This is a genomic window from Coprococcus phoceensis, assembly GCF_900104635.1.
GTDB classification, from domain to species: Bacteria; Bacillota; Clostridia; order Lachnospirales; family Lachnospiraceae; genus Faecalimonas; species Faecalimonas phoceensis.
In genome coordinates this window covers 954,347-968,246 of record NZ_FNWC01000007.1, presented here as the reverse complement: position 1 = coordinate 968,246, position 13,900 = coordinate 954,347, and the positions used below count along the sequence as shown (strand labels likewise).

Annotated in this window: 16 protein-coding genes; all 16 read left to right on the top strand. The window is 34.2% G+C overall.

Going from position 1 to position 13,900, the window contains the following annotated elements; genetic code table 11:
- Positions 1–10 precede the first annotated feature (10 nt).
- The 16 genes from BQ5364_RS08390 (at position 11) to BQ5364_RS08315 (ending at position 13,895) form a co-directional block, all read left to right on the top strand.
- Positions 11–988: a hypothetical protein gene (locus BQ5364_RS08390; RefSeq protein WP_071144014.1), complete on the top strand. Its 978-nt coding sequence runs from the start codon at positions 11–13 to the stop codon at positions 986–988.
- A gap of 18 nt (positions 989–1,006) precedes the next feature.
- Entirely contained in the window at positions 1,007–1,321 is a 315-nt protein-coding gene (locus BQ5364_RS08385) for an LPD28 domain-containing protein (RefSeq protein ID WP_071144013.1), read from the top strand.
- Between the two features lie 257 nt (positions 1,322–1,578).
- Positions 1,579–2,217: a TetR/AcrR family transcriptional regulator gene (locus tag BQ5364_RS08380; RefSeq protein ID WP_071144012.1), complete on the top strand. Its 639-nt coding sequence runs from the start codon at positions 1,579–1,581 to the stop codon at positions 2,215–2,217.
- 85 nt (positions 2,218–2,302) lie between these two features.
- Positions 2,303–3,028, top strand: a complete 726-nt coding sequence (locus tag BQ5364_RS08375; RefSeq protein ID WP_071144011.1) for an ABC transporter ATP-binding protein — start codon at positions 2,303–2,305, stop codon at positions 3,026–3,028.
- On the top strand, positions 3,025–3,732 hold the full coding sequence (locus BQ5364_RS08370) for an ABC transporter permease (RefSeq protein WP_071144010.1): 708 nt from the start codon (positions 3,025–3,027) through the stop codon (positions 3,730–3,732). Before BQ5364_RS08375 ends, BQ5364_RS08370 begins: the two co-directional genes overlap by 4 nt.
- Before the next feature lie 299 nt (positions 3,733–4,031).
- Positions 4,032–5,174 carry a ThiF family adenylyltransferase gene (locus BQ5364_RS08365; RefSeq protein ID WP_071144009.1) on the top strand — a complete coding sequence of 381 codons (1,143 nt, stop codon included), beginning with the start codon at positions 4,032–4,034 and terminating at the stop codon, positions 5,172–5,174.
- 11 nt (positions 5,175–5,185) lie between these two features.
- Positions 5,186–6,079 (top strand): hypothetical protein, encoded by an 894-nt coding sequence (locus BQ5364_RS08360; RefSeq protein WP_136017805.1) that lies wholly within the window; start codon positions 5,186–5,188, stop codon positions 6,077–6,079.
- 22 nt (positions 6,080–6,101) lie between these two features.
- Complete coding sequence (locus BQ5364_RS08355; RefSeq protein WP_071144007.1) at positions 6,102–7,028, top strand: ABC transporter ATP-binding protein; 927 nt, start codon at positions 6,102–6,104, stop codon at positions 7,026–7,028.
- Complete coding sequence (locus tag BQ5364_RS08350; protein WP_071144006.1) at positions 7,018–7,779, top strand: ABC transporter permease; 762 nt, start codon at positions 7,018–7,020, stop codon at positions 7,777–7,779. The genes BQ5364_RS08355 and BQ5364_RS08350 overlap by 11 nt, the downstream gene beginning before the upstream one ends.
- A 295-nt stretch (positions 7,780–8,074) precedes the next feature.
- On the top strand, positions 8,075–9,181 hold the full coding sequence (locus BQ5364_RS08345) for a DNA methyltransferase (RefSeq protein WP_235837143.1): 1,107 nt from the start codon (positions 8,075–8,077) through the stop codon (positions 9,179–9,181).
- Between the two features lie 13 nt (positions 9,182–9,194).
- Positions 9,195–9,437, top strand: coding sequence for a hypothetical protein (locus tag BQ5364_RS08340; RefSeq protein ID WP_071144005.1), 243 nt, complete (start codon positions 9,195–9,197; stop codon positions 9,435–9,437).
- A gap of 65 nt (positions 9,438–9,502) precedes the next feature.
- Positions 9,503–10,102, top strand: a complete 600-nt coding sequence (locus tag BQ5364_RS08335; RefSeq protein WP_071144004.1) for a hypothetical protein — start codon at positions 9,503–9,505, stop codon at positions 10,100–10,102.
- Positions 10,103–10,120: 18 nt separating this feature from the next.
- Complete coding sequence (locus BQ5364_RS08330; protein ID WP_071144003.1) at positions 10,121–10,507, top strand: hypothetical protein; 387 nt, start codon at positions 10,121–10,123, stop codon at positions 10,505–10,507.
- 45 nt (positions 10,508–10,552) lie between these two features.
- Positions 10,553–11,218 (top strand): Cas9 inhibitor AcrIIA9 family protein, encoded by a 666-nt coding sequence (locus BQ5364_RS08325; protein ID WP_071144002.1) that lies wholly within the window; start codon positions 10,553–10,555, stop codon positions 11,216–11,218.
- Positions 11,205–11,744: a DUF7666 domain-containing protein gene (locus tag BQ5364_RS08320; protein ID WP_071144001.1), complete on the top strand. Its 540-nt coding sequence runs from the start codon at positions 11,205–11,207 to the stop codon at positions 11,742–11,744. Before BQ5364_RS08325 ends, BQ5364_RS08320 begins: the two co-directional genes overlap by 14 nt.
- Positions 11,745–13,895 (top strand): PcfJ domain-containing protein, encoded by a 2,151-nt coding sequence (locus BQ5364_RS08315; RefSeq protein WP_071144000.1) that lies wholly within the window; start codon positions 11,745–11,747, stop codon positions 13,893–13,895. It begins immediately after the preceding gene.
- The last annotated feature ends 5 nt before the right edge of the window (positions 13,896–13,900 follow it).

The window sequence follows — 13,900 nt, the reverse complement described above, 5'->3', positions numbered from 1 at the left end:
AGGAGAAATTATGACAAACGGATATTTTGTGATAGAAGAAAAGGGAAAAATTAAAAAGGTAGTTTACTTAATGTCAGATGCATATTTAGACAATGGATATGGAGAAAAGATTATCCGGGCATTTGCAGAAAAACAGGAATTAAAACTTATGGAGAGAATATATCAAAATTTAGATTTGATGGATAAAAAGAATATACGATCCATAAAGCCGGAATGGTACCGAAAGACAGTACATTCCGATAAAGGGGACATTTTTTCAGAGTATGCTTATGTAGTCAGGGGTGAGAAACTGAGAGTGTATCACTATGGAAAATCACTTTTTTGTCTGAAAAGAGAAGATGTGGAAATATGGCTGTACTTATTGAAAAATATGCAAAAATTGATAGATCATTTTTTATATTCAGAAGAACTGTTGGAATATCAGTGGAAAAATTATTTCCCCATGTTCCAATTTTTACAGAAAAAAATAGAAGAAGGGTTCGGCAAGCAAGAGTTTCAACAGTATATGTTAAGGGAAGAACTCCCTCTTGCTTTTTTTAGAGATGATCATTTAGTAGATGTATGGGATAGATATGATAAACCTGCGTATCAAAAAATATGGAAAAAAGGGACGCAGGAAGTCTTATTTATTGTGACAAAGCATGAGCGTAGCTGGAGGGCATACATACAAGGCCCGTATAGTCGAATTGCGGTATTTCAAAAATGTTCCAGTGAGAAAAAAATGTGTGACATGATACGGTTAGAACTTAGAAAAGAAAGCCTTAAATTTGAACAGTATGCAAAAATAACTGCTTATGTGAGTAAAATAGCAAAGGAATTGTTCAGACAGAAAATAAGTCTAGAGGAGATACAACAATATTTACAGGAAGAACAAGAAAAGTCACCTTGGTATCTTTGTGAAAGTGATCTTTCTGTTATAAGCATTATCAATTACTTAAAAATGGATTTACAAAATAAACAATATAGACAAAAAAGGAAAAAACAGTAGAAAGAAGAGGTACATAATATGGAGAGATATGATGCACGAAAAGAAACTTACGAAGAAATAGAGATCTTTGATACCTTGGCACTTTTTTCTTCGGGAAGAATTCAAAAGGATAGTGTTCCAGAAGGTTTTTATTGTTATGAAGTTCGGCATGATGATGAGTGTATGGGAATTCCATGTGAATTAAGCTTTCATATCTTGGTAAACTTTTGGGGGACGGTAATATCCAAAGTTCCGCTTATAAGGGATGAAGAATGTAGGAGATATATTGAAGTTGAAGAGTGGGGGTATACAGGTAATGTAGAAATACAACTGGAATCATGGATTGATGTATAGGACATAATTATAAGAATATCAGGCGGGTCAACAACATAATGCTATATGCTGTTGACTTGCCGATAAATTACATTTTAATAAAATGGCAATCTAAGTTTTATCCGTTATGAAGAAGTGAGATGTTTTTCAGAGGAGAGAGTATCATATATGAATATTAGGGAAGTTAATCATTAAAAAAGTAATAAGATATACTTGACAAAATGCTCAAATTGTTTTAGTATATATACATACCAAAAGAATGAAAAAGGCGGTGAAGAATGGCAAGGAATAAGTATCCAGAGTTGACTGTTGAAAAAATTCTTGATGTAGCACAAAAATTGTTTTTGGAACAAGGATATGAACAAACTACTATACAAGATATTGTTAATAATTTAGGTGGTATGACAAAGGGTGCAGTATATCATCATTTTAAGTCAAAAGAAGAAATAATAAATGCACTGGCAGATAAAATGTTTTTGGAGAACAATCCATTTAGTATTGTTAAAAACAGAAACGATTTGAATGGTCTTCAAAAGATCCAATTAGCAATTATGTTAAATCAAGATGAGAGTGATAAAACAGAGCTATCTAAACAGGCAGTTCCATTATTAAAAAATCCAAGAATATTGGCTGGAATGATAGAATCGCAAAAAAAATATTTTACCCCTGCTTTGAGAGAACTTATTGAGGAAGGGAAAAATGATGGTTCAATTAAAACAGAATATGCAAAAGAGATATCAGAGATTATACCATTGCTAGAAATATGGCTTATGCCATCTGTTTTTCCAGCAAATGAGGAGGAATTTCATCATAAATTTGTATTTATTAAAAAAATTTGCGAATTTGTTGGGGTTCCTATATTTAATGAACAAATATCAAATATGATTGATGATTGGTATGAAAAGACCGAAAAATAGAGTTGCCGCAAAAGGCAATTTTATTTTAGAGATATACATACATTTGCAATGTATGTATATCTCTAAAATAAAAAGGAGGGAATTTATGAACGAGAATTATGCAATTGAAATACATGATTTATACAAAAATTTTAATGGCAGAGAAGCGATTTGCAAATGGAATTTGAAACTTGAAAGAAATGCTATTCATTGTGTTCTAGGAAAAAATGGTGCTGGAAAAACCACTTTTTTTAAATTGCTTATAGGTCTTGTGAAACCAACAGCTGGAACAATTACTGTATTAGGTTATGACAGCGTGAAAGATAGGCTGAAAATTTTAGAGGAAACGGGGAATATCATTGAAAAACCTATTTTTTATGAGAATTTATCTGCCATTGAAAATTTAGAGATACACCTTGAGTATATAGGGATACATGTTCAAGATATTCAAAGCATATTAAAAATGGTCGGTTTAGAAAATGTAGAGAAACAACCAGTAGGTACTTTTTCAATGGGAATGAAACAAAGGCTTGCAATAGCAAGAGCCTTAATAGGTAATCCTAATTTGTTAATTTTGGATGAACCACTTAATGCAATGGATCCTTTGGGAATAAAAGAGATGAGAGAATTATTCTGTAAGCTAGTTAAAAATGGTATTACAATAATATTTTCTAGTCATATCCTTTCAGAAGTGGAGCAGGTTGCAGATCACATTATTTTTATAGACAATGGTAAAATTTTAGATGAAAAATCAATAAATGAGATAAAGAGTTTGTATCCTCAAGGACTTGAAGAATATTTTATAAATATGTCTAAAGGAGTACTGGAATGAAAAAACTAATAAGACTTGAGTTACAGAAAAATAATTGGAAACCGTATTGGATAACAACAAGTATTACTACTTTAGTTATGCTAGGGTTTATCTATTTAATAGTGCTAATACCTTATTTGGAACCAAGAGATGATGATGCTGTACTATTTGGTACATATAATTTTGTGATTGGTTTAAGCATAGATGTTATGACGGGAATATTTACAATTATGTCAACTACAATGTTAGCTAAGATTATTGTTGAAGAATATGAGAAAAAAGCAATAGTTTTCTTCTCATATCCAATTGCAAGGAAAAAATTTTTAACAGCAAAAATCATAACCTGTTTGTTGTATACCTGTTTTCTAATGATTATTAGCGGGACGATAGTGTTGTCTATTTTTATTGGAACAGAGAAAATGTTTCCTTTGTGTATATCAGATGTTATTTCTATACAACTTATACTAAGATGTTTCTTTCGATTGGTATGTTATACAATGGTAACTGTTTTTTGCAGTACTGTATCGTTATGGATAGGCTTCTATAGAAAATCGGGCATTGTTACAATAGTGGCAGCGTGCATTATAGTGGTATTTATTTGTCAAATAATCACCATGACATTTTATTCCGATATGTTGTTATTTGTACTATTATTGGTTTTGATTATGTTGTCTTTTATTGCAATTAAAAGTATGCAAGATAGAGTAGAAAAAATGGAAGTATAAAAGAATGTCATTTTTATATTAGAAAATTTTTTCTCTGTTTGTGAAAGCAAACATAGAAGAAATTTATATAGGATAGTCTTGAAATTCAGGATTTATTCAATTACATATGAGAATGAGGTGACACATTATGAAGAATATTACAGTTCGTCGTGCTGTCAAAGTTGACGCAACAGCATGGTGGATCGTCTTCTAAGACAGTCCAATAAAAAAACTGAGATCAAGCCAGAGATATTCACTGAATATACTCTGGCTTGATACTATCAGGAGCAATTATATAGTTATATTACAGGAGGAGAAAAATGAATACTTTATATAATAGACCTAGAATTAAACCTATTTATCCCTTATACAGACTTAATAAGAAAGAATTTAGAATTGGAGCACAACTGGGAATTACTGCTGAATTTGGCGATCCTGAAGGGCAGTTGTGGGAATTGGCAAGTAGGTTGAATGGACGTCCTGTTAAAGAAGTTATCCTAGAAATGAGAAATTTATTTCCAGAATTATCAGAGGAAGACATTCTAGAGGGAATAAAAATATTAGAAAATGAAGGGTTCTTAGAAGAAACACTAGAAGAACAAGGAAAAGATATAGCGGAGAGATATATTGCCAATGTGAATTATTTTAGTAGATATGCCAATATTGATGAAAATAGATATGAATATCAAAAAAAGATAAGACAAACAACCATTTTGCTTTTGGGACTGGGAGGCGGAGGTTCTAATATTTTAACGATGTTAGCAGGGCTAGGACCAAAGAAAATTATAATTGTAGACTATGATAATGTTGAATACAGTAATTTAGGAAGACAATTATTATATACCGAATCAGATATCGGAAAGCCTAAAGCGGAGACAGCAGCAAAAGCCATTGAAAAAATGAATTCAGACATTATGATTGAGGCACACAATAAAAAAATAGAAACCCCAGAAGATGTATTGGAATTTATTGAAGGTGTAGATTTGGTGATATGTGCTATTGATGAACCACCATTTGTTGCACAACGTATTGTGAATAAGGCAATTATTGAGGCAAAAGTACCTTGCGTTTTCGGAGCATCACAGGTTAGTAGAGGAAGAGTATTTACAGTAATACCTGGAGAAACAGGATGTTTTGATTGTCTAAATTTACATTATAGTATGCACGACCCTCAATTTGTTGAACAATTTGTGGCATTTAGAAATATTAATTTTAATCCGCCAACGATTGCATATGCACCTGCAATTTTTCAACTTACGGCAGCAATTGTAGATGAAGCAGTACGTGTTATAACGGGGTATGCAAAACCAAGAAGTTTAGGCACTCAGTATGAAATAAATTTTGAGGATGGCTCATCATTTACCCATCCGTCTTGGCCACGTTATACAAAGGAGTGTCCAACTTGTGGATGTGGAAAAAGTGAAGATTGGGAAATATTTCAGTATTACGAAAACAGAAAGTAAGGTCTGAGGAGATGACAAATAAGCCATTATATTTAAGAAAGCTAAAGGATGGAAAATGGATTGTCTTAGCTCTTGATTCAGAGGCGTTGGTTATTGATGAAGATCTTGCAGAAAGTTTTCTTCAGGGGACTAGTATAAATGAAAAGTGCAATGATGAAACAATAGAAATTTTTAGACAAAGTGGATTTTATAATAATGAACAAAATGCATCGGCAGTAATTCCTGAAGAAAAAGATAACAAAAAATGGAAAATAGCGAGATATGCTTTGCTAATAGGGGGAGTGCTTGCACTTTTGATAACTATATTTTTTACTTTAGCAACAGGGATTCCTACTGGGAGCATGATTATTCCTCCCAAAATAGATTTATGGAGATCCATTTCTTTTGCAATAGCTTTCGCTGCTACTACAACAATGATTCATGAATTATTCCATATTATATATTCAAGAAATTGGAAAAATCTATCAAGATCTTTCCATATTTCTTTAAAAAAATCTGTTGTAACAGTTTCAATGACATATATATGGGTTTGGTCATTACTTGCAAGAGTGTGTGCAGTTTTAGCTGGAATAATTTTGGACGTAATTTTACTAGCAGTTTTTTCTATAAGCAGGCTTTTATTTGATAACTGGATAGTACTATCAGCTATATCTATTTTATGGGTAAGAGTGTTATGGCAGTTACGTTTTCATAAAAATTGTGATGGGCGGTTATTTGCAATGTTGTTATTAGATACACCATTGATTGACGATATGGAAGAATATGCGGATAATGCTGTTTATAAAAAGACAGTATTTATATGGAAAATATTGAATTATGTAGGGAAAATAGTGAATCTTGCAATCGTAGTTTTTTGGATTATTCCAATTATAGTAAATATTTTTATTTGTTTCTTTCGAATATAACTAATATGGAAGGAGGGGATTTATGGGATCTTCAGAATTGCAGATTGTAAATCTTAGCAAAACATATAGGAAAGGAAAAATTAAAGCCAATGATAATATCACAGTGACCTTAATGCCTAATGAAGTCACTGCTTTAATCGGTCATAATGGCGCTGGAAAGACTACTTTGTTAAATCAAATTGTAGGCAATGTAAAACCAGACAGCGGAACAATAACTTACAATGGAATATCATTTATAGATAATACAAAATTAGCTAGAAATTATGTATCAATGATGCCACAATTTCATGCTCCGCTTGTGGGAGTTACATTGCGTCAAGCAATAGAATCGGTTCTACGCATTAGAGGGGCTTCTGGAAAGATAATAGGTTCTTATACGAATCAAGTGATAAAAGATTTGGATATTGGGCAATGGGCAGATCAACCAGGGGATAAATTATCAGGAGGCTTACAAAGATTAACTTCATTTGCAATGTCAGTAGTATATCCAGCACAGATAATATTATTGGATGAACCAACAAATGATATTGACCCAGTGCGTCGAAAATTAGTTTGGCAATATATGAAAAAATTAGCTAAAGAAGGGCACATTATTTTAGTAGTTACGCATAATTTATTAGAAGTCGAACAATATGCAGATAGATATATTTTAATGGATAGCGGACAAATTATCCGTGAAGCACCTACTTCAACTTTTAATAATAATTTTGCGGCAAGTGTTTTATCAGTTAATTTTGATAATTTTAATGATTGGGAAAATATTCCAGATTCAATGGAACATAAATTTATAAAAGATGAAATGAAAATGATATTTACATTATCTTCAGAACAAATTTTAGATGCTATTCAATGGGTTTTGGATTTGATGAAAGAAGGAAAGATATTAAATTACAAACTTACATCAGCAATATTAGATGTTTCATATGGAGGGTTGGTCAATGAGAAATAAAGTACAACCTAATAATTCAATAGTAGCCTTAAAAAAACTGTGGGGAATAATTCATTGGAGTCTGATCCGTCATAAGTATTTAATTCCAACTTTTAGCATTGTACAAGGTATTTTTGCTGTTGCAATTATATGCGGAATGGCATTGCTGATACCTGAAATAGATGAAGTGACTGCGGTATATTTATCATCAGGAGCTTTGACTTTAGATATTATCGCAATTGGGTGTGTATTGGCTCCGCAGATTGTTAATGAGTCTAAACAAAATGGAGTGTTTAAATATCAAAAAACCCTTCCCGTTTCTAGAAGTATTATCCTTTTATCAGATATTATTATATGGGGGATTGCGTCATTACCAGGAATTTTGATGGGGTGCATAGCGGCAGTCTTAAGGTTTGATGTAGACTTACAAATCAATTTTGGTAGCATAATGATTATTTTAATTTCACAATTCTCCATGATTTGTATTGGATTTTGCATTGCATATTGGTTTCCACCTAATATGATGGCATTAGCAACACAGGTAATAATGATTGGTGGCCTTCTATTTTCCCCAATAACATACCCGGCAGAACGTTTGCCCAGGTGGACAGAATATATTTATAAAATTTTACCGTTTGTACCGACAAGTGACTTAATAAGGACATCTTTTTTCGGTGGAAAAGAAATTTCATATTACGATTTGTTTATAGTTCTATTATGGGGAATACTTGCTTTCTTATTAGCACTATGTGCCTTAACCAAGAGGGAATGATTAAAATGGAACTAGAAACTGCGAAAAATTATGAAAATGTTTATTTCTTAATAATAGTAAAATATTGACTTAAAATATTTATTATGTTACCATAAATTTGTAGTTCAGTTTTATTCTTCATAAAGAAGAATTGCTATTTTTTTCTGACCATAAGGTTAGAATGAAGTTTTAAAGTATTGATACTTAATTAAAAAGTGCGTATATCAAAAGCATTCAGGAAGAATTTCTTTGAGTGCTTTTTTTATTGCCTTTTGGAAAGGAGAAGAAAGAAAAAATAAAAAGCAGAGAGAACGATATGAAAACCAGAATGGATTTTTGTATCGTTTTTTGTATGTGCAGAAAGGAGTATGATAGTGTGCAAGAAAGTGATTTACAGCGTGCAAGTAAAATTCTACGCACAGAATTTGGTTCCGATTGGAAACAAATTGTACAGACGTTAGGGACAAGAGAACTTACACATTGCGTAGGACAAGATCTGACTTCTTTTATGGCATTTCCGGAACGGGCAGAAGGAGGCAACAATCAGTGGAGAGGAAATTGTTCCCCACAGGTTGTAGCAAAACTCATTCAGTTTGTAAAAAAATGCAGGCAGTATGAAAAGAAGAAGGATTTTTTGTTTCTGGATCCCATGAGCGGTTCCGGAACCAGCCAAGATGTGGCAGAAAAATTGCATATTTCCTCTGTCTTATATGATTTAAACCCGCATCCGCCAAAGGGGATTGGAAACTGGAATGCATTAAAAGATGAAGTAATGCACAGTGCAGATCTAATTTTTTTCCACCCACCTTACCATGACATTATCCGGTATTCCGGAAATATGTGGGGAAGACCGCATGAAGATGATTTGAGCAGATGTGAAAACTATGAAGATTATATTGAAAAACTGAACTATGTGATCAAAAAACTATATTTTAGCCTAAGACACAATGGATATCTGGCAATCCTGGTAGGAGACATCCGGCAGAAAGGCATCTTCCATTCTATTGCAGCAGATATGCTCCATATTGGAAATATGAAGTCTTGGATTGTAAAGGGCCAGTTTCATTGCACTTCCAATAAGAAACAATATTCAGGAAAACCTTTTATTCCTATTGTGACAGAAACATTGGTACTTTTTCAAAAAGAAGAAATTTTTCTTGTACCATTTTCAATCAGAAAGGAAGGGACATTCCAGATACATGAACAGGATTCTATTGCACTGACGTGGTTTCATTTATTACGAATGACAATGGAACATCTAGATGGACATGCAACGCTAAAGCAGCTATATCAGGAATTAAGAGAGCACCCAAAAGCCAAGAAGAATAAAAACTATGAGGCGAGAATTCGGGCAACTTTATATGAACATGCCGATTGTTTTCTGCCTTTAGCAAGAGGAACTTTTCGGCTAAAGTACCGATAGGAAAGAGGTGTGCATGAAAGATGAAACAATGGCAGGATATTATCAGTTACTGATTGCAATCTTTTGCAACCTGAATGCAAGAGAGGCAAGATATCTTTATGACTATGGACCGGCTCACCCTATTTGCAGAAGAATGATGCACAGAAAATTAAAGCATCAGAAACAGGGGGATTGTTTTTCAGAAAAAGAAATTTTAGACAGGCTGGAACAGTTGGAAAAGAATGGATGTTTTTACAGAGAAAAGAAAGGTACATGAGGATATGTATCTTCATAAACTGGCGGATTTTCGATTATTTCAGAAGATGGGAGTTGGTAAATACTATGGAACAAATAGAGGAAAAGAGACCAGATTCTTTAAAAGAAGGAGAAGATGTTTGGCACAAGAAACTGTATGATTGGAAAAAGGTATATCAGTTTGGAGCAGAAGAACACCTAACCACAGACGGAGAAGTACTAAATCAAATCCGAAGGGAATTATTGCAGGTTTGCGAGAACTATTTTTCTGGTACAACTGCTTATGACGGGTATAAGAAGAAAATTCCGCATACTGTTAAAGAGGATTATATGGCAGGAGAAACGGAAATTCTTGGAACTGCGCAAAGACTGGTAAAGAAATATACGCAGAGCCAGAAATTCCGATATATACTTGTGAAGCGTCCTTGGCTTAGAAGAGCAGACCGGAGAAAACTTCAGGTGGATCTTTTAGTAGGAAGAATCCGGAAATTAGAGATTTGCGTAAAAAGGAAAGATATTCTTGGAATGCGTATCTTTTCAAAAGAAGATGAACTGGATAAAATGCTGACAGAAGTTTATCAAAAAATAAAAGAACTTCCCAGAACAAGTAACAGTGTAGAAGGCACCGGAAATAAGAAACGGTCCAGTTGGAAAAATCAGATGACATTAGAAGAATTTATTTGTTAATTGAAAGGAGGAAACAGGGTGACAGATCAAAAAATGATTGCAAGTATGGTAGGTGACTTTTATGGCGTATATCTTGGAAAATCCATGTTGGGAATTCAGGGACTTCTAAAGAAATACCATAACCATAAATTTATTATTACCTTGATTTCTAATTTGGAAACTACAGTAGAAATTGATATGCATAAGGCAATGCATGAAATTTATGATTTCTATAAGAAACATAGAGGAAAAGGACAAAGAGCGGACAGCGAATGGGAACAGATCATTGAAGAAGCAGGTAAGATAGGAAAGAAGTATGAAGGAAATACTTGGTGTAAGCAATTCCTGATTCAAATGATCAGTATTATTGAGGAAGAGGACAAGGAAATCAGAGAAAAAAGAGAGGAATTAAAAAGAGCAGCATAACGGGAAGGGGGTAACCCCTTCCTGATTTTATAGGAGGAAATAAGAATGCTTGAGACAATGATAGAAAATACGAAAGATTTGAATATGGTTGCAGACCGTTTAAGAGCAAGAGGTGAAATTTCACGTTTGCAGGAACTTTGCAAAGAAAGGCTGATACCAGAAAATGATATGCAGGATTTTTTGCAGGGAAAAAGACTTCGGCTGGCAGAAGTGCCGTTGGAAGAAAAGAAATTTTCTACTGCTTCTGAAAAGATTGCGGAAGAAATGTATCAGTTTGAAGGACCAGGGCTGGCAGTGGCTTTAGGGCAGTATCTCTTGGAACGCTGTGAAAATGAAATCCTTAGTGCACAGATACTGCTGCCTCATAAATCTTTGGAAAAAGGAATCAATTTCATTCTGCAAAGAGTATATGAAGAGTCAAAAGACTACTTGCAACAGAATCGAAATGGACAAAATGGTGCAGGAGTCGCAGTTAGTTCAGAAAAAGTGTACCATTGGTTGGAGGAATACTATGCATTAGATGATGCTGAGGAAGAACGGAAAAAGAAAGAGGAAGAACGGGAACGAAAAAGAAAAGCACAAGAAAAACCTGCTGTAAAAGATGTAAAGACTTCTATCAGAGAAAGCAAGCCAAAAGCAGACAGTCAACTCTCTCTTTTTGATATGCTGGAAAATGGAGAAAAAACGGAGGAAGAAAATGATTGCGTATAAAGCATTCCAGAAAGATTTGAGTTGTTTGGGATATCAATATCAGGAAACAGAATGGAATTATACGGAAAAAGCCGCCTGCAGAAAAACGGGCTTTCATTGTGCTGAAAATCCTTTGGACTGTCTGATTTACTATAGTAATCCGTCCTTGGCACAATATTGTGTGGTTGAGGTCGCAGGAGAACGTCAGGAAGAAGGAGATGACAGTAAAATCGCCTGCACACAGCTTCGGATTGTCAGAAGACTGACGTTATTGGAGCTTTTAGTAGAAGGGGTTGCCTATATGCTCCACTATCCGCAAAGAAGGTTGAGCAAAATTGTACAGATAGAAAAAGGTAGTCCCATGGGGGGATTCACAGTAGTACGTGGGAAACATCCCATCGGAAAAGGAAGTGACGATACAATCCTCCTTTTTATTAGGGAAGACTACACAGGAAATATCACTGATTTTTCAGTAATCATGATTGACGGAAAAGAATATATCCCAAATGTTTATTATGATTTTGATGGAAGAAAGGTAGAAGGATAGATGAGGAAAAAAGAATTATTGACAATCGGCTGCTTGCAGGCAACAAGGAAAATGCTAAAATTTGCGAAAAAAGAAGAAAAAAGATACCGGAAACAGAGGGTGCAAAAGAAAATGCAACAGTTTGACCGTGAAGTATATGTTAGGATTTGTAAAAAGGGAGAAATTTTAGCAGTTTCATTTTTTAGGGTAAAAGAAATGCTTAATAAACAGATACAGCCAGAACTCGTTGTATTCTTAAATAAAAAAGAGTGTACTTACCTTTCTTATATTCCAAGAGAAGCGAAATGGAGAACAGCCACGATTATGAATATTATTGGTTATTCTTATTGGAGCTTTTATCACTGTACCAAAAGGGATTGGGCATTATTCCGGAAATATTTTGACACAGAATGTAGCAGATGGACACCTTTGAAAGTTAATGCTATCAGAAGTATTATACAAGAGTTTCAAACGGATATTTTATGGGATAAGATAGAGGAAAAACGCAGACAAGAAACTGATGAATGGGATCAGGTAATGTCCCAGATTCCAGCCCTTCCAAAGGATTGGGAAAGGTGGTGCAGAAAGTCGGTCATTACACAACACTATATTTTCTATAAACCGGAAAGAAAAGGAGAAGGATACTGCAGCAGATGTAATACTAGGGTGCAGGGGATTTCACCAAAGCATAATCAATATGGTATCTGCCCGAAGTGTAGACAGCGAATACAATATAAATCCATGAAAATGCAAAAAAGGATTATTCCCAAAGCAGAGCATACTTATTTGCTACAGAAGTTCGGAGTTGATCAAATGGTAATCAGAAAGTTTGCTGTTTATGCAAATTTCCATCAGAATAATGGTTTCATTCCGGAAATAAGCTGGCTTGAAACCAGAAGGGTAATCGTGGAAGAAGATTTTTCTCAAACAGCATATTATTACGGAAAATATAAAGATGACTCCTATCGATGGAGAGAATCTTTGTATGCGTATTACCACTATGATTTTGAGGGAAATAAAGGCACGATATATCAGAGAACCTTATTTTCCCTAAATCAAGGTATTTTGAAGAAATCAGGGCTATACGAATTTCAAAAAAACATGAGGATGGTAGAGCCGGAAACATATTTGTTATACCGTTATAACTGCCCTGCCATCGAGAAAGTTGCAAAGGCGGGGTTGAAAAAAATTGTAGTTCAAAGCATTCAAAGAAAGAGCCAGCTTCCAAATTACAAAAAACTGGTAGAAATCTTGGGGATAAACAGTTGCCTACTAAAGCAGTTGGTGAAAGTGGATGGAGGAAGATCTAGCTTATCCTGGCTACAAAAAATGAAGGATACACAAAAATGGATTCCAGAAAATATACTTCAGTATTTTGAAACACATAATATTTCCACAACGGATGTTACCTTTATTGAAAAGCAAATGTCACCACAGCAGATTTATCATTATTTAAGAAGAATGGAAAAGGAAAGTGGACTATCTGCAGAAAAGGTTTTAACGATATGGAGAGATTATTTATCCATGGTAAAGAAATTAGGAAAAAATCTAGAGGATTCTATCATTTATAGACCGAGGGCGTTAGAAAGAAGGCATGATGAGGCAGTAAAATCTCTACAGGAAGTAGACACAAAGAAGAGAGCGGCAGAACTGCGAGAGAAATTTCCAAATTTGGAAAAGATTTGTAAGGAAATCACACCTATCTATCAATTCCTAAAAGATGAGAAATACGCAGTACTGGTTCCTCAGAAGATCGAAGATATCATAAAAGAAGGAGAAGCATTACACCATTGTGTAGGAACACAGGAATGGTATTTTGATCGGATCAGCAGAAAAGCCTCTTATATTGTTTTCTTACGCAGACAGGAAAATCTTGAGAAAGAATTTTATACCATGGAAATTGAACCAAATGGAAATGTTGTACAAAAAAGTAAGGAATATAACAGAACGGGAGAGGATTATGAAGAGGCAGAAATATTTTTAAAGAAATGGAAAAAGAACGTATTGAAAAAAATAGAAAAACAAGAAAAAGTTCCTGAAAAACCACAGGTTACGCTGTGGACTGCAGAACTTTCTGCTGCTTATAAGGATCATGTGGTGATAAAAGGTGGAAAACATCAGGGGCAGTATCTGACAGATGTGTTGGAAGCAGAACAGAGAACAGCCGCTTAGAAGAA